Raw genomic sequence first — 16,956 nt, 5'->3', positions numbered from 1 at the left:
CTCACTGAATGTACTTCTCGGCGAACCTGCGCATGGAATCCTGTTTTGCCTCGAGCGGCGCGTCGAAGCCGATCCCGTCGAAAACCCAAGGAACCGTGATGATGTCGGTGACACCGGCGTCCTCGAGTTCGGCGTAGCCGTCTTTCCCGAACCGGTCGACGCACACGGTCTGGATCTCGTACGGTTCGTTCTCCTTGCCGTACTCGGCGCGCAATTCGCGCAGTCTGGCGATGACGCCGACCAGATCGTCGAACTTGATCATCGCCGACGTCCAGCCGTCACCCACCCGTGCAGCGCGCTTGAGAGCAACCTCGGTGTGGCCACCGACGTAGAACGGAACCGGTTTGGTGGGAGTCGGACTCATCTGCAGGCGATCGAAATCGAAGAACTCGCCGTGGTACTCGACCATGCCGCCGCCCAGGATCAGCTTGATGACGTCGATCATCTCGTCGACCCGGGCGCCGCGACGCGCGTAGGGAGCCCCGCACCACTCGAATTCTTCTGGAGCCCAGCCGATTCCGACGCCGAAGCCGAAACGGTTGTTCGTCAAAGCGGCGACGGACCCTACTTGGCGGGCGAGAAGCACCGGATTGCGGCTACCCAGCTTCAGTACCTGCGTGTAGAACTCGATTTTCTCGGTGACGGCGCCCATCGCGGCCGCGGCGATCAGCGGATCGACCCAGGGGGTCTCGGCAGTCCACATCCGAGACCCGTCCGGCGTGTACGGGTAGTCCGCCGTCTGGGTTTCCATGAAGAACAGTGAATCCGGTAACGCAATGGACGTAAAGCCGCACTCTTCAGCGGTTTTGGCGATACCGGCCAACTGATCCAAGGGGTTCATCGCAACCCCGACGGTGTACTTCATCTTCGACTTCTCCCTGATCGGCGGTTGGCGTGTTTACGTGGTGGGGCGTTCGGAGCCGACGACCCACATCGAGAAGTACTGTGAGCCACCGCCGTACGCGTGACCGAGGGCCTTGCTTGCATTGGCCACCTGGTGGTCACCGGCCCTGCGCATCACCTGCATCGCGGATTCGGCAAACCGAATCATGCCGGACGCGCCGATCGGGTTGGACGAGAGAACGCCACCCGACGGGTTGACGGGAAGCTTGCCGCCGATGGCTGTTTCGCCGGCTTCGGTGAGCTTCCATCCCTGGCCTTCCTCGGCAAATCCGAGGTTCTCGAGCCACATCGGTTCGAACCAGGAGAACGGCACATAGATTTCGGCGCAGTCGATCTCGCTGAGCGGATCCGTGATTCCGGCCGCCTTCCAGAGCGCTGCCGCAGCATCGCGTCCGGCCTGCGGGTTGACCTGGTCGCGGCCCGCATAGGTCGTCGGCTCGGTGCGCATCGCCGTTGCATGAATCCACGCGACGGTACGACCTTGTGCCTCGACCTCGGCGGCGGCCTCCTCGTTGCCGATCACCAGAGCACACGCGCCGTCGGAGGACGGGCACGTCTCGTCGTAGCGAATGGGATCCCACAGCATCTGCGACGCCTGAACGGATTCGACCGTGATATCGGGCTGCTTGAGGTGTGCGTATGGATTGATGCTGCCGTTGAGACGGTCCTTTGCGGCAACAATGGCGCCGATGTGCGAGGGTGCCCCCGAGCGACGGATATACGAACGGACGTGCGGCGCAAAGTAACCGCCGGCTCCGGCGCCCACCGGCATGTTGAAGGGAATCGGCGTGGACAGTGCCCACATCGCATTCGACTCGGACTGCTTCTCCCAGGAGACTGTCAGAACCCGCTTGTGAACCCCGGATTTGACGAGGCTCGATGCCACGATAGCGGTGGAGCCGCCCACCGATCCGGCGGTGTGGACGCGAAGCAACGGTTTTCCGTTGGCGCCGAGTGCATCCGACATGGCGAGTTCCGGCATCATCGATCCCTCGAACAAGTCGGGGGCCTTGCCGATCACGACGGCGTCGATGTCGTCCCAGCCGACCTGAGCGTCGAGCATTGCGGCATCGATCGCTTCGCGGACCAATCCGGCCATCGACACGTCGTGACGCTTTGCGACGTAGTGAGTCTGGCCGGTGCCGAGCACGGCCGCGAGTTGTGGCGTTCCGGCCATCAGTTCCGTCCCTCCAAGACTGCTACCAGGTTCTGTTGCAGCACTGGGCCGCTGGTTGCATGGGCCAGTGCGCGATTCGCCTGGCCTCCCCAAATTGCCTGCGCTGCGTAACCGATACGTTCGAGACCACCCGCAAACATCGGGTTGCCGCTCAGCGGGCCACCCGACGGGTTGATCGTGGTCGCATCCGTGAGACCGATTGCCTCCTTGAGGATCAGTTCCTGATGGCTGAACGGTGCGTGGAGTTCGGCGATGTCGATGTTGCTGACATCGCCGCCCGTCGCAGCCTTCGCGGCGGATGCCGTCGACGGTGATGTCGTGAGATCACGTGCCCCGAGGTTCGGAGAGTCGATGCGATGTTCGATGCCGGAAATCCAGGCGGGGCGCTCGCACAGGTCACGAGCGCGCGTGCCGGATGCGAGCACGATGGCGGCTGCTCCGTCGGTGATGGGCGCACAATCATGGGCGCGCAACGGATCTGCGAGGAAGGGACTGGCCAGCAAAGCCTCGATATCCACCTCGCCGGCGAGCTGCGCGTTGGGGTTGCTCATGGCGTGACGACGGCTACGAGCGGTCACCTCGGCCATGTCCTCGTGCGTCCACTTGCCTGCGTCGATACCGAGACGGGCCTGCAGTCCGGCGATGGAAACCGAGTCGGGCCACAGGGGCGCAACAAGATATGGATCGAGTTGCATGGTGAGGATCTTGCGCAGGTGTCCTGCGGACGACTTTCCGAAGCCGTACACAAGTGCGGTATCGACCTCACCTGTCAAGATTTTGATCCAGGCCTCGTAGAACGCCCAGGCCGCGTCCATCTCGACGTGGGACTCGTTGATGGGCGGAACGGCACCGATGGAGTCGATAGCCGAGATGAAGGAAAACGATCGTCCGGCAAGGTAATCGGAAGATCCCGAGCACCAGAATCCGATATCGGATTTGGTGATTCCCAGGTCTTTGTACAGTTGCTGGAAGCAGGGGACCAGCATTTCGACGCCGTTGGTGGTGCCATGGGTCTCGCGTACGTGCGGGGCTTGTGCAAAGCCCACCACTGCGATGTCTGCAGAAGTCATGTCAGAAGCCCTCACAGGTGGTGTTGGAAGGTGGAGTACTCGGCGTCGGGTTCACCGGTCGGCCTGAAGTATTCGATATTTTCGAGCGTGTAACCCCACTCCTCGCGTGGCTTCCACTTGGCCTCGACGCGCATCCCCATACGCACGTCGGCCGCGTCGCACTCCAGGATCAGATGCAGGAACGGAATATCTGCACCATCGAGCAGCACGTAGGCAGCGACGTACGGAGGCTTGATCCGCTGGCCGAGAAACGGAACGTTGACGATGCAGAACGTCGTGACAGTGCCCTTGTCCGGCAGTTCGATTTGTTCGTTCGTCGGAAATCCGTTGGTGGGGTTGGCGCCGCGCGGGGGGATGTAGACCTTGTCGCCCGGGGCGCTACGTCCGCCGATGAGTTTGCCCTCGGCGAGCCCGCGGAGATAGAAGCTCTCCTCAGCCGACGCGGAGTGCATGAAGTTCAAGTCGACAGGTGTCGTGATCATGGTGACTGGATCCGCGCTCGAATCGACTGAGGCGATGCCATTTTCGCTCTCGCCAGGCTCGAAGCACTCGATGTCCGTGATCTGACCGACTCGCTCCGTCGCCCAGCGAGCGCGCACTCGCATACCGGTGCTGATTGCGCTGGGGGAGTCGACGTCGACCGCGTGAAGCATGGTGGTGTCTGCGCCGTCGAGCCTGATCAGGGCCCACGCGAATGGCTTCGTGAGCGGTTGTCCGTCGATCGGTTCCGGCATCCACGACCAACTCACGACGGTTCCGCCGTCGGAGACTCCGACGAAGTCGGTGAGTGGTTCGGCGGTATCCGGATCGAATTCGGGTGGCGGCACAAAAACTCGACCGTTCGACCCACGCGCGCCGATCACCCTGCGATCACGCAAGGCAGTTACGAACGCGCCGATGGTCGGCCCCGTCGATCTGGTGTAGTCGAAATGGAGATTCAATGGTGCGCTCAGCGGCTTTTCGGCCACCCCGCTCTTTCCGATGGTCACAAGATCGAGTAGAACAGGTTCTAGAGATTGTGGCAAGGGTCACTTCTGATCACCGGAGACGCGGAGGCGCAAGATGAAGCTTGGGTTGCAACTCGGATACTGGGGCGCACAGCCCCCCACGAACGCTCCGGAACTGATCGAAGCAGCCGAGAACGCGGGCTTCGATTCGGTCTTCGCCGCGGAGTCCTGGGGGTCCGACGCGTTCACGCCACTCGCGTGGTGGGGATCGCGAACCGAGAACCTTCGGTTGGGCACGTCGGTCGTCCAGATTTCTGCACGCACGCCCACCAGTTGCGCCATGCACGCGCTCACACTCGATCATCTCAGCGGCGGTCGGACCATCCTGGGGCTCGGCGTATCGGGACCGCAGGTTGTCGAAGGGTGGTACGGGCAACCGTTCGAAAAGCCGCTAGCGCGCACCCGCGAATACGTGGACATCATCCGCCAGGTCCTCGCCCGCGAAAAACCTGTCACCAGCCCCGGACCGCACTACCCACTGCCGTACAACGGACCCGGAAGTTCGGGTCTTGGCAAGCCGCTCAAGGCGATTACGCATCCATTGCGTGCCGACATCCCCATTTGGCTCGGCGCCGAAGGACCCAAAAATGTTGCACTCGCCGGAGAAATCGCCGACGGTTGGCTAGCTATTTACTACACCCCGCGGCTCGCACCGGTGTACAACAACTGGCTCGACGAAGGATTCGCGCGCGCCGGAGCGCGTCGTAGTCGCGAGGACTTCGAGGTGGCCGCCACGTGTCAGGTCATCGTGACCGACGATCGTGCTGCCGCCATCGCCGCTCTCAAACCGATGACCGCCCTCTACGTGGGCGGAATGGGCGCCCCGGAGTTGAACTTTCACGCCCAGGTCTACAAGCGCATGGGTTACGAGAAGGAGGTCGACGAGATCGGCCGTCTCTTCATGTCCGGTCGCAAGGACGAAGCTGCGGCGGTCGTCCCCGACGAGATGGTCACCGAGACCATGATCATCGGCAACCTCGACGAAGTTCGGGCCGGCGTGAAGCGCTGGGAAGAGGCAGGCGTCACGATGCTGTTGGTGACCTGCCGCGACGCCGATCATGTTCGGGAATTGGCGGCAGCGGTGCGGGGTGACATTTTTTGAGCGAACGTACCTTTCAGCGCATCTGAGGCGATCAACGCCACTTTCGCACCGCTAAAGTTATCCACAGGCACCGGTAAAACCCCAGGTCGCCGTCGCTGGTGACGGTGACGTGTGCGTCATGCTGCACTCATGCGTCGAGGCGAGTGGGGGCGGGACCCCGATGAGATTTACCGAGCCAGCACGAGCGGAGTAATCCGAGTGTCGGAGTTGGCGAGACTACGAGTGTCGAACTCAGCCGTTCACGGCAGATGCCGAGCCGGCGGGCCGTGGCAACGGATACTGCCCGGAGTCATCATGCTCGGAAACGGGCAGCCGACCCCGCGGCAGCGGGCCGTAGCCGCGCTCATGTTCGGTGGCGTCGACGCAATGCTCACGGGGCGGTCTGCGTTGGCAGAGTACGGATATCGCAGCAATTCGGGTGACGTACAGGTTCTGATACCTATCCATCGACGTGCGCAGTCCGTCGGATTTGTGGTGGCGGAGCGCACTATTCGGCTACCTGAACCCGAGATGCGCAGCGGCCTGCGTTGTGCGCCGCTTCCGCGCTCACTGCTCGACGCGGCCCGGCGATGCAAGGCCGTCGGTCCCACTCGGGCGCTGATTGCGGAGGTCATTCAACGAGGTGATGCGTCGGTGCGTGAACTCGCCAAGGAACTCGATGCGGGAAGTTGTCGTGGGTCCGCCCTTCCTCGGGCAGTGTTGCGTGAGGTGAACGCCAATCTGCATTCCGTCCCGGAAATCGAGGCGCGCGAACTGTGGAAGCGAAGTGGTCTGCCCGACATGTTGTTCAACCAAGAGATACGCGACTCGGACGGAAGATTCATCGCAATTCCAGATGGATGGATCGACTCCGTCGCATTCGCGTGGGACATCGATTCGTTGGAGTGGCACTTGTCGCCGACGGACTACAAACGCACGGTCGAGCGTCGGACGCGGATGCAAAACGCCGGAATTATTGTGCTTCCCACGGTGCCGAGCGCGCTGCGCACCGACCCTGAACGTGTCATCGACGACCTCAAGAGACATTTTGCGCTTGCTTGCTCTCGTCCGCGACCACAAGTGTCCGCCGTCGCGAACTGATCAGAATCACCATAAGCGGGACGAAGTGGACCGAAACAGACCGAGCGAACGCGCCTTTCGTCGCCTTGGATGCGCCGAAAGGTACGTTCGCTCGAAAAGGGGTGGGGGCTAGCCTCAGACTCCCTTGAACTTGGGCGCCCGCTTCTCGCCGAAGGCTCGGGGGCCTTCCTTTGCATCCGCGCTCATGAAAACCTTCATGCCCAGTTCCGCGTCGATGCGGAAGGCTTCTTCCTCGTGCATGCCCTCGGTGTCGCGGATGGTCTTGAGGATCGCCTGGACTGCGAGAGGTCCGTTGGCGGAGATGAGGTCGGCGAGTTCGAGTGCCTTGTCGAGGGCCTGACCGTCCGGGACGACGTGGCCGATGAGGCCGATTTCCTTGGCTTCCGGGGCTTTGATGTGGCGTCCGGTGAGCAGAATATCCGCGGCGATGGTGTACGGAATCTGCCGGACCAGGCGCACTGCTGAACCGCCGAGCGGGAAGAGTCCCCACTTGGCTTCGGACACTCCGAATTTGGCGCTTTCGCCGGCGACGCGGATGTCGGTGCCCTGCAGGATTTCGGTTCCGCCGGCGATGGCTGCGCCTTCGACGGCCGCGATGAGGGGCTTGGTGAGCCGTCGGCCTTTGAGGAGACCTTCGATTTTGGACATGTCGACGCCGCCGCCGGCAAAGGCGTCTCCCGGGGGTTTGGCGGACATGTTCTTGAGGTCGGCGCCGGCGCAGAAATCGCCCCCGGCTCCGGTGAGGACGGCGACGCGGATGTCGGGGTCGTTGTCGACTTGATTCCAGGCGTCGACCATGATCGCCATCATGTCGCCGGTGATGGCGTTCTTCCGCTCGGGGCGGTTCATGGTGATGATCAGGACGTGACCGCGTTTCTCCACGAGGCAGTGCGGTGCAGTTTCCGAAGTGTCGGATTTTTCGGTCGTCGTAGAGGACACTGATGGCTCCTGGGGCGTTTGTGAGCTGGCTCTCAAATTGGGTCTTGCCAGAAAAGGTAACACGTTCTACTTTGAAGGGCGTGGCCCTTAACATCGCAGACTTCGTAGAGCACTCGATCGACCTCGTTCCGGACCGGGTTGCACTGGTCTCCGATGGCCGGGAGGTGACGTACGCGCAACTCGAGGACCGCGCCAACAGGCTCGGTCATTACCTGCGTGAACATGGCGTGAAGCCGGGTGACAAGGTCGGCATCTACTGCCGCAATGTCATCGAGGCGATCGAGGCCATGGTTGCGATCTTCAAGATCCGGGCGGTGATGGTCAACATCAACTACCGCTACGTCGAGAACGAGTTGCAATACATCTTCGACAATTCGGACATGGTTGCGCTGGTCGCCGAGCGTCGATATGCCGACAAGATCAAGAACGTTCTCCCGAACGCGCCCCTCGTCAAGTCGGTTGTCGTCATCGAAGACGGCACCGATGGCGACTACGCGTCGTTCGGCATCGAGTACGAAGCCGCACTGGCGCAGAGTTCGGGCGAGCGCGATTTCGAGGATCGCAGCAACGACGACATCTTCATGCTCTACACAGGCGGTACGACGGGTAGCCCGAAGGGTGTCATGTGGCGCCACGAGGACTGGTGGCGTGTGCTCGGTGGTGGTATCAACTTCGTCACCGGAGTTGCGGTCGAGGACGAATACGAAATGGCGAAGGTCGGCGCTGCCAACCCGAGCATGGTTCGCTACCCGATTCCTCCGATGATCCACGGCGGCTCACAGTCGGCCGTATTCCACAGTCTCTTCGGCGGCGGCACCTGTTTGATGCACCCTGAGTTCGACGCCCACGAGGTGTGGCAGAACATCGACAAGCACAAGGTCAACCTCATCTTCATCACCGGCGACGCGATGGCTCGACCGATGCTCGACGCGTTGATTGCCGGAAACCCGGAAACGGGTGAGCCTTACGATCTTTCGTCGCTGTACGTCATGGCAAGCAGCGCGGCGCTCTTCTCGCCGAGCATTCAGGAGCAGTTCCTGGAACTGCTGCCCAACCGTCTGCTCACGGACTCCATCGGAGCTTCGGAGACCGGTTTCGGAGGCTTGGCGGTTCTCTCCAAGGGGCAGAAGCACACTGGCGGCCCGACGGTCAAGATCGATGCTTCCACAACGGTTCTCGGCGACGACGGCAACGAGGTCGAACCGGGATCGGGTCAGCGCGGAATGCTTGCGCGCAGAGGCAACATCCCGCTCGGCTACTACAAGGACGAGGTCAAGACGGCCGAGACGTTCCGCACGATCAACGGTGTTCGGTACTCGATCCCCGGTGATTACGCGCAGGTCGAAGCCGACGGTACGGTCACGATGCTCGGACGCGGTTCGGTATCCATCAACAGCGGCGGCGAGAAGGTGTACCCGGAAGAGGTCGAAGGCGCATTGAAGGCGCATCCCGACATCTTCGACGTGCTGGTAGTTGGTGTCCCGGACGAGCGTTTCGGGCAGCGAGTTGCCGCGGTGGTTCAGGTTCGCGAGGGTACGTCTCCGACGCTGCACGACATCGCCACCGCGGCGCGTAAAGAGATTGCCGGATACAAGGTTCCGCGCAGCGTGTGGTTTGTCGACCAGATCAAGCGCAACCCGGCAGGTAAGCCGGACTACCGGTGGGCGAAGGCCGAAACAGAGTCCCGTGAAGCGGACGACCACAACGGGAACGGTGCTCCCGAGGCAAACAGTGCAGAGAGTGTGGAAGCCTGATGCGATCCGATCTTGCCGACAAGTTCGGCATCGAATACCCGATCTTCGGATTCACACCGTCGGAGCACGTAGCGGCCGCGATCTCTCGCGCCGGTGGACTTGGAGTCCTGGGGTGCGTGCGATTCAACGATCCCGAAGAACTCGAAGCTGCCCTGACCTGGATGGACGAGAACACCGACGGTAAGCCGTACGGCGTCGACATCGTCATGCCCGCAAAGGTTCCCACCGAGGGCGGCGCGATCGATCTCGACAAGTTGATCCCGGCTGAGCACCGCGCGTTTGTCAATCGCACCCTCGACGAGCTCGGTGTGCCGCCGTTGTCCGACGACGTCGAACATGCCACCGGTGTGTTGGGTTGGTTGCATTCGGTAGCTCGCTCGCACGTCGATGTTGCTCTGGGGCATCGAATTGCTTTGATCGCCAACGCGCTTGGTTCACCGCCGAAAGATGTCATCGATCAGGCGCATGCAAAGGGTGTGCCGGTCGCGGCGCTGGCCGGTGCTGTCGAACATGCCCGTCGCCATGTGGAGAACGGCGTCGACATCGTGATCGCCCAGGGCTACGAAGCCGGCGGGCATACCGGTGAGATCGCCTCCATGGTGTTGGTTCCCGAAATCGTCGACGCACTCGGTGACACCGCAGCTGTGTTGGCTGCCGGCGGAATCGGCAGTGGTCGACAGGTGGCTGCAGCCCTCGCGCTCGGTGCATCCGGAGTCTGGATGGGCTCGTACTGGCTCACCACGTCGGAGTACAAACTGGGCAGCGCGTCGGGGGAGGGCCCGTCGGCCATTCAACGTGCATTGCTGAAAGCGACGTCGGCGGACACCGTCCGGTCCCGGATCTACTCGGGAAAGCCGGCGAGGTTGCTCAAGACGAAGTGGACCGAAGCCTGGTCGAAGCCCGGCGCGCCGGACGCGTTGCCGATGCCGTTGCAGAATCTTCTGGTCAGTGATGCACACCAACGTATTTCGGCGTCGGAGAATCCTGACGTCGTGGCAATGCCGGTCGGTCAGATCGTGGGACGGATGAACGAGATCCGTCCGGTCGCCGAGGTTATGGCTGAGTTGGTTTCCGGATTCGAAGACGCGCGTGCTCGTCTCGACTCCATGAAATAGCGGACAGGGCAAAAGGCTCTCGGCCACAGTGGCCGAGAGCCTTTTGTTGTTTCAGCCCGCCAGGTCGTCCGGTCCGACGCTGTCGGCCAGCCATTCTCCGCGACTGAGCACTCCGCCGTCGTCTCGACGACGGGCGATCACGAAAATGACCAGGGCAGCGGCGGCGACCAGCGCGAGGATGCGCGATGGCGTCAGGTTCGGATTCTTCATACCGGTAATTTTGCCGCAAGATCTGTCGGCATGGGAGATACCGTGTCGAAGATCAATGCTGCCTGGAATGTCCTAGGTCGATGTGTCCGCGTGCAGGTTTCCGATCCGCTGTCGGAGACCACCGAAATGGACGTCGAGAGTGTGCGCAGCTTCGATGGCGTCGCCGGTACGAATAGCGTCGAGAATTGCGCGATGCTTCGACGCTATATCGACGAGCGGTGTATCCGAATGACCGATGGCCTGCTGGATTTCGCTGTACACCTGCCAGAAGACATCCATCAATTGTGCAAGCACCTGATTGTCGAGCGGTGAATACAACCGGCTGTGGAAAGTCGCATCGATATCGGAGAAATTCTTTCCGGCTGCTGCGCGAACTTCCATTCCCGTGACGAGTTCGTCGAGAGCGTCGTGGTCTTCGGTGGTCATCTCGGCCATTGCGGCGCCGATCAGACCGGTTTCGAGAGCCTGACGGATGTCGACCAGTTCCATCGCTTCGTGGCCGGTGCCCTGAAGCGACAATCTGCCACGGAACGTCAGACCGTCGGCCAGTGCGTCGAAGTTACTCGGAGCGACAAACATTCCGAAGCCGTGCCGGATTTCGACGACGCCCAAGGCCTGCAGAACCTTGAGAGCCTCGCGCAGAGTGTTCCTGCCGATTCCCAGTTCTTCGGAGAGTTCCGCCTCGGTGGGCATCGGATCACCGGGGGAGAGTCGACGATCCAGGATCAAGTTCATGATGTCTGATTGAAGTGCGCGCATACGGTTCTGCGCGCTGAAACGAGCACGCGGTGTGCCACTCCGAACAGACATCGATTCCCCTTTTCCGAATTGAACGTCCTTCATCCTATGTCCGCTTGTCGACTCCATCGGTTATCACGCATCCACGGTGCGTTGCAGCAGGCTTGGGGCTGCGCCGAGCAGTTTTGCGGTGTAAGCGTCGGACGGGTTGTCGAACACTTCCTGCGCTGTTCCCTGTTCGACGATCCGGCCGGCATTCATGACGACAATGCTGTCGGAGACATAGCGCACGGTCTGGATATCGTGCGAGATGAACACCATTCCCAGCCCGAGTCGTGCCTTGATGTCGCTGAGCAAATTCAGGATCTGCGCGCGCACCGACACGTCGAGTGCGGATGTCGGCTCGTCGGCGACGATCACGTCCGGTTCGAGTGCCAGCGCACGGGCGATGGCAACGCGCTGTCGCTGTCCGCCGGAGATCTGACTCGGGATGACTTCGAGCGCGGATTGGGGAAGTCCGACCAGTCCAACCAGTTCGCGAACCCGAGCGGCGCGGGTCGAGCGATTCCCGATGCCGTGCACGTCGAGTGGATCGGTGAGGATGTCGGCCACCGTCATTCGCGCATTGAGCGCGGTCGCCGGGTCCTGGAACACGATGGAGATCGCGCGCCCGAACTCCTTGCGGACCGACGCCGATCGGGTCAGAGCACTCTGTCCACGGAAGATGACGTCACCCGACGTCGGCTTCTGCAGTCCGACCATGACCTTCGCGAGCGTCGACTTACCGCAACCGGACTCGCCCACGATGCCGATCGTCGTCCCTCGTCGCACGGCGATACTGACATCGTTGACGGCGTGCACAGTTCCGGGTTTGAACAGCGATCCCGAACGAGTCTTGTGGACGACGTGAATGTTCTTCAGTTCCAGGATGGGTGTTTGCGCTGTGGTCATCGCACGCTCTCCAATTCCGATTCGGCGGATACGGGTGCCGCGGACTGGTTGGCGAACCAGTGCTCGGTTCCATCGATCCGAACCATCTCGGGCTTTCGGTGGGGATCGGAATCCGGACGCAGGGAACGTTCGGCAAAACGGTCACCGGTGGCGAAGCTGCCGGGCGACGGTACGGTTCCCTGGATCTGGTGCAGCCGCGGAGCCTCGTCCTCGATGGAGAGAACGGCGCCGAGGAGGCCCTGGGTGTATTCGTGGCGCGGATCGATGAGCAGATCGCCGGTGGGTGCAGATTCGACGACCTGACCGGCGTACATGACCGTGATTTTGTGGGCGAGCGAAGCAACGAGTGCCAGATCGTGGCTCACGAAAACCATGGCAAAGCCGAGCTTTTCCCGCAGATCGTTGAGCAGGTCCACCACCTGAGCCTGGACGGTGACGTCGAGAGCAGTGGTGGGTTCGTCGGCGACGATCAGGCGCGGGCTACGCGTGAGCGACATCGCGATGAGGACGCGCTGACGTTGACCACCCGACAACTCGTGCGGGTAGCTGGCAAGCGTGCGAACCGGGTCGAGTCCGACAAGTTCGAGCAGTTCCTCGGCGGTACGCGTTCCGCCTCGTTTGGTGAGCTGCTTGAACTGGGCGCGAATCAACATTGCCGGGTTCAGGGAGCTGAGTGCGTCCTGGTAGATCATGGCCATGTCGTGTCCGCGAAGCTTGTTTCGTTCCCGGTTGTTCAGTTCGAGGACGTTGACGCCGTCGAAGAGGATCTCACCGGTCACCACTGCGGTCTTGGGCAGCAGGCCCATGATCGCCAGTGACGTCAGCGACTTGCCACAGCCTGATTCGCCGACGAGAGCCATCGTCTCGTTCGGACGGACTGTGAAACTGACGTTGTCGACGATTGCGGTGTCGCCGTAGCGTTCCGGGAAACGGATCGTCAGATTGCGTACCTCGAGCAGTGGAGCGGCGTCGCCTTCGTAGACAAGACGATCGGTGCGTGCCCGTTCGGTTTCCGCCAGGATCTTCAGGTGTGTTTCGAGTGGCGTCGGCGCGACGACCGGTTTCAGCGCATTGGTGACGATGACACTCGAGTCGGCGAAGTCATCACTGACAACCAGTGATTCGGCGTCTCGCGCGGCTTCTTCTTCCAGGATGAGCTCGTTGGACGTTTCCTCCGCAGCGGCGGTGCGGGCTGCTTCGAGAGGCGTCTTCTTGGTCTTCTTCAGGCTCGGATCAGCCATCGCGTCGGTGAGACCCTCGGCGAGCACGTTGAGGGAGAGCACCGTCAGAAGAATCAGCAGACCGGGGAACACGGTTGCCCACCAACCACCGAGCAGGACCATGTTCTTGCCGTCGGCGATTACCGATCCCCACGACGGGTCCGGTGGTCGCACGCCCGCGCCGATGAACGACAGGCTGGCTTCGAGCACGATGGCGTCGGCGACCATGACCGTGCAGAACACGAGAACAGGGGCAGCGCAGTTGGTGACGACGTGCTTGACGACGATGTGGGAAGTGCTTGCCCCGATGACCTTTTCAGCGGCGACGTAATCCTCGCCGTACTGGGCGAGCACGTTGGCGCGAACGACACGCGCAACCATCGGGGTGTAGAGGAAGGCGATGGTGACGATGAGGACGGGGATCGAACCGCCGAACGCTGCAACGAGGACGGCTGCGAGCGCGATGCCCGGGAACGCCATGACGACGTCGAGCACACGCATGATGGTCTCGTCGACGGACTTTCGGCTGGTTGCGGCCACCGAACCGATGAGGGCGCCGGCGCACAGTGCGAGGAAGGTGGACCCGAGGCCGATAGTCAGTGACCAGCGTCCGCCGTACAGCAAGCGGCTGAACAGATCTCGGCCGAGACTGTCCTGGCCGAACCAGTGTTCCGCGCTGGGGCCGGACGTACCAACAGCCTGTTCGAGCGGGCTGTACTGCGTGACGAGTGGCGCGAACAGGCAGGCGAGAACAATGATCGCGAGGACGGCCATCGAGAGCCAGGCGGAGAGGGGAAAGCGTGAAAAGGTGATACCGGGACGCGAAAGCTTCTCGGTGAGTTTTCTTCTCATCATGCTGCACTCCGAAGTCGTGGATTGACAAGCAGGTAGAGGATGTCGACCGCGAGGTTGACGACGACGAAACCGACTGCGATGACGATGACAACACCCTGCACAACTGCGGGGTCGCCGTTGGTGACGCCGTTGATCATGAGCTGACCCATGCCGGGTAGGCCGAAGATCTGCTCGATGACAACGGCGCCGCCCAGGAGGTAACCGACGCGCAGACCCAGAACAGTGAGCGGGTTGATCAGCGCGTTACGCAACACGTTTCGCCCGATCACGACGGGGTAGGGCAGGCCGCTTCCGATTGCCGTGCGGACGTAGTCCTTGTCCAATTCCTCGACCATGGACGTGCGGATGATGCGGGTGAGCTGAGCCGCGACGGGGAGTGACAGAGACAAGGCGGGGAGCGCCATGTACCACAGCCAGTCCGTGACCGAGTCGGCCGGATTGACGTAGCCGCCGGTGGGGAACCACCCGAGTTTGACAGCCAGATACTGAATCATGAGTAGCGCCAACCAGAATGACGGTGCGGCGACGCCGGCGAGTGAAACCACCCGGATGACCTGATCTGGCCAACGATCACGGAACAGGGCACTGGTGACACCGAAGATCAGTGAGAGCACGATGGCGATCACCAGGCCCAGAACCGTGAGTTGGATCGTCAGCGGCAATGCCGTGGAGATCGAATCCAGCACCGGGGTACCGGAAATCAGGCTGTCGCCCATGTTCCCACTGAGGAGATCGGTGACGAAGTGGACGTACTGGAGCGGCAGTGGGTCGAGCAGTCCGTTCTCTTCCTTGAACTGCTGCAACTGTTCTGCCGTCGGGTTACCACCGTTGAACGCCGCCGTTGCGGGATCGGTGGGCGCGAACTGCATCACGATGAAAACAAACGCGATGATGCCGAGGATCAGGGGGATCAGTATAAGTAATCGCCTGATCAGCATGGGGAGGACTCTGGCCATCGGGGGATCTCTCAGTTGATGGGAAATTGCCGCGCGCGGGCGATCAGGCCGGCTTTGCCGCGAGCAGGTTGACGCCGGGGTACGGCAGCGGGGTGACGTCGGTGACCTTCTGCGGATCCCAGGCCGTCAGCAGTTCCTGATGCAGAACCGGGTAGTAGACAGCGTTTTCGGCGATCTGGTTCAGGTACGACTGCACGAGGGTGCTGCGCTTGGCGGGATCCGTCTCGCGAGTTGCCTCGTCCATCGTGGCGTAGATTTTCTGAGCCTCAGGCGTATCGTCCCACTTGGCGTACGTCTTGGTCCACAGGCCGCCCTTGCTGTACGTGTAACGGACGAGCAGGTCGACGTCGGATCCGAAAGCCTGCGGGTTGGACGTGCCGGCCGCGATCTGGAACTTCTGGCCACTGTTGAGCTTGCTGACCATCGCGCTGGTGTCCTGCGGCTCGAGCGTGGTGTTGAATCCGACTGCGTCCCAGGACTCTTTGATCGTGGGGAGGCAATCGGCGAGCCAACTGACGTTGGTGGAGAGCAACGTGAGGTCGAGCCCACTGACGCCGGCGGCGGCGAGGAGTGAGCGTGCCTTGTCCGGATCGTACGAGTAGACGGTGGACGCACGCGAGTAGTCGGGATTGCGCTCGTACAGGTAGCTCGTGGCCGGAGCGGCCTTGCCGCCCAAGGCGATCTCGATCATTTTCGGAGTGTTGAGAGCGTAGAACATCGCCTGGCGAACGCGAACGTCGTCGAACGGTGCCTGCGTCGTGTCGAAGAGCAGGTACATCAGGTTCATACCCGGATTGCCCTCGACGGTACGTCCACCGGACGTCAGCGTCGGGACATTGGCGACGGGGATGTTGTCGGCCAGTTGAGCGCCGGCGTTGTTGCCCGATACTCGTGCGATACGCGAGGACGTGTCGACGATGGACAGCCAGTTCATGGTCGTGAAGTTGGCCGGACGTGGGCCGTTGTACGCGGGGAAGGCCTCGAATGCCGTGTTGCTCTTGGGAGTGTGGCTGGTCACCTTGTACGGACCGGAGCCGACCACGAGCGCGCCGGACTTGGCTTCGTCCCAGTGGCCGTCGAAGACATGCTTGGGCATGATCTTGGCAATCGAAAGGCGTTGAGCAGCAGCGCTGAAGGGATAGTTGAAGTTGAGCGTCACGGTCTGATCGTCGACCTTGGTGACGGACTGCAGCCAGGACGAGAAGAAGGCGCGGATCAGCACGTTCTGCTGGGGATCGAGAATGCGCTCGAAGCTGAAGACGACGTCGTCGGAGGTGACCGGGGTGCCGTCGTGCCAGGTGGCGCCGTCACGGATCTGCATGGTCCAACTCGATGCGGTGGCGTCGGTGGGAACCGTCTTCGCCAGCGCGGCATACGTCTCGCCGGTGGTCGGATCATTTTCGAGCAGGCCTTCGTACACGTGATTGACCGCGGCCATCAGGAAGCCGGATGCGGTCTGCATCGGATCGAAACTCTGGTCGTTTCCGTACCCGATAGCGGTGGTGAGGTCGCCCGTGGACGAGGAGCCGCCCACGGCCGAGGTCGACGAGGGGCCGCCGCCGCACGCTGCGAGTGTTGCGGTGATACCTGCAGCTGCTCCGAGCAGGCCGGTGTACCGGAACAGGTCCCGGCGGGTGATGGCGGAGCTCAGCGGTCGTTGGTTCTTCAAGGCGGCCTCCAAGGCGGGGGAGCGGGACATCTCGAGTGGGATAGGGGATGTCCTATGTTCGACGTCCGATGTTGCGTAACCTACATTGTGGATCAGAACGCGTCTAGAGAGTCGTGAGAACTCGTAGGCAGAATTTTCGTATTTCGGTGAGTTTCGTGAACGTTTTTAGTGCTCTCACCTGCATAGATGAAGACTGTGTTACCGGCCTCG

Annotated in this window: 15 protein-coding genes; 4 read left to right on the top strand and 11 right to left on the bottom strand. The window is 61.9% G+C overall.

Features of this window, described 5'->3' with window-relative positions:
• Position 1: 1 nt before the first annotated feature.
• Genes V2B23_RS13795 through V2B23_RS13780 form a run of 4 tightly spaced genes read right to left on the bottom strand, consistent with a single transcriptional unit; the run spans position 2 to position 4,139 of the window.
• On the bottom strand, positions 2–865 hold the full coding sequence (locus V2B23_RS13795) for a TIGR03619 family F420-dependent LLM class oxidoreductase (RefSeq protein ID WP_430950855.1): 864 nt from the start codon (positions 863–865) through the stop codon (positions 2–4).
• Positions 866–898: 33 nt separating this feature from the next.
• A complete protein-coding gene (locus V2B23_RS13790) occupies positions 899–2,080 on the bottom strand; it encodes a thiolase domain-containing protein (RefSeq protein ID WP_430950854.1) in 1,182 nt (393 codons plus the stop codon).
• A complete protein-coding gene (locus V2B23_RS13785) occupies positions 2,080–3,150 on the bottom strand; it encodes a thiolase domain-containing protein (RefSeq protein ID WP_033232319.1) in 1,071 nt (356 codons plus the stop codon). Before V2B23_RS13785 ends, V2B23_RS13790 begins: the two co-directional genes overlap by 1 nt.
• A gap of 11 nt (positions 3,151–3,161) precedes the next feature.
• On the bottom strand, positions 3,162–4,139 hold the full coding sequence (locus V2B23_RS13780; protein ID WP_430950853.1) for a Zn-ribbon domain-containing OB-fold protein: 978 nt from the start codon (positions 4,137–4,139) through the stop codon (positions 3,162–3,164).
• A gap of 73 nt (positions 4,140–4,212) precedes the next feature.
• On the opposite strand from V2B23_RS13780, the gene V2B23_RS13775 reads away from it, so the two are divergent.
• A complete protein-coding gene (locus V2B23_RS13775; RefSeq protein WP_430950852.1) occupies positions 4,213–5,259 on the top strand; it encodes an LLM class F420-dependent oxidoreductase in 1,047 nt (348 codons plus the stop codon).
• Between the two features lie 129 nt (positions 5,260–5,388).
• The gene (locus tag V2B23_RS13770) at positions 5,389–6,339 is read left to right on the top strand and encodes a hypothetical protein (RefSeq protein ID WP_430950851.1); all 951 of its coding nucleotides are present in this window, start codon (positions 5,389–5,391) and stop codon (positions 6,337–6,339) included.
• 114 nt (positions 6,340–6,453) lie between these two features.
• On the opposite strand, the gene V2B23_RS13765 is transcribed toward V2B23_RS13770, so the two are convergent.
• Positions 6,454–7,278, bottom strand: a complete 825-nt coding sequence (locus V2B23_RS13765; RefSeq protein WP_219110864.1) for a crotonase/enoyl-CoA hydratase family protein — start codon at positions 7,276–7,278, stop codon at positions 6,454–6,456.
• Positions 7,279–7,358: 80 nt separating this feature from the next.
• Between V2B23_RS13765 and V2B23_RS13760 the strand changes: the two genes are divergently transcribed.
• Both V2B23_RS13760 and V2B23_RS13755 read left to right on the top strand, forming a co-directional pair.
• On the top strand, positions 7,359–9,032 hold the full coding sequence (locus V2B23_RS13760) for an acyl-CoA synthetase (RefSeq protein WP_430950850.1): 1,674 nt from the start codon (positions 7,359–7,361) through the stop codon (positions 9,030–9,032).
• Positions 9,032–10,147 (top strand): NAD(P)H-dependent flavin oxidoreductase, encoded by a 1,116-nt coding sequence (locus tag V2B23_RS13755; protein WP_430950849.1) that lies wholly within the window; start codon positions 9,032–9,034, stop codon positions 10,145–10,147. The genes V2B23_RS13760 and V2B23_RS13755 overlap by 1 nt, the downstream gene beginning before the upstream one ends.
• Before the next feature lie 51 nt (positions 10,148–10,198).
• Here the strand turns inward: V2B23_RS13755 and V2B23_RS13750 are convergent, their stop codons facing one another.
• The 6 genes from V2B23_RS13750 to V2B23_RS13725 form a co-directional block, all read right to left on the bottom strand.
• On the bottom strand, positions 10,199–10,357 hold the full coding sequence (locus V2B23_RS13750) for a hypothetical protein (RefSeq protein ID WP_185993124.1): 159 nt from the start codon (positions 10,355–10,357) through the stop codon (positions 10,199–10,201).
• Positions 10,358–10,429: 72 nt separating this feature from the next.
• Positions 10,430–11,167: a FadR/GntR family transcriptional regulator gene (locus tag V2B23_RS13745; RefSeq protein ID WP_033232618.1), complete on the bottom strand. Its 738-nt coding sequence runs from the start codon at positions 11,165–11,167 to the stop codon at positions 10,430–10,432.
• A 63-nt stretch (positions 11,168–11,230) separates the two neighbouring features.
• Positions 11,231–12,046 (bottom strand): ABC transporter ATP-binding protein, encoded by an 816-nt coding sequence (locus V2B23_RS13740; RefSeq protein WP_430950848.1) that lies wholly within the window; start codon positions 12,044–12,046, stop codon positions 11,231–11,233.
• Entirely contained in the window at positions 12,043–14,118 is a 2,076-nt protein-coding gene (locus tag V2B23_RS13735; protein ID WP_430951154.1) for a dipeptide/oligopeptide/nickel ABC transporter permease/ATP-binding protein, read from the bottom strand. Before V2B23_RS13735 ends, V2B23_RS13740 begins: the two co-directional genes overlap by 4 nt.
• Positions 14,118–15,077: an ABC transporter permease gene (locus V2B23_RS13730; protein ID WP_033232310.1), complete on the bottom strand. Its 960-nt coding sequence runs from the start codon at positions 15,075–15,077 to the stop codon at positions 14,118–14,120. Before V2B23_RS13730 ends, V2B23_RS13735 begins: the two co-directional genes overlap by 1 nt.
• A 43-nt stretch (positions 15,078–15,120) precedes the next feature.
• A complete protein-coding gene (locus V2B23_RS13725) occupies positions 15,121–16,776 on the bottom strand; it encodes an ABC transporter substrate-binding protein (RefSeq protein WP_430950847.1) in 1,656 nt (551 codons plus the stop codon).
• Between the last annotated feature and the right edge of the window lie 180 nt (positions 16,777–16,956).

Source organism: Rhodococcus sp. 24CO, from assembly GCF_050586165.1.
In the GTDB taxonomy this organism is placed as follows: Bacteria; Actinomycetota; Actinomycetes; order Mycobacteriales; family Mycobacteriaceae; genus Rhodococcus_F.
Note: the sequence above shows the minus strand (reverse complement) of the source record. Positions and strands in the feature narration are given on the sequence as shown.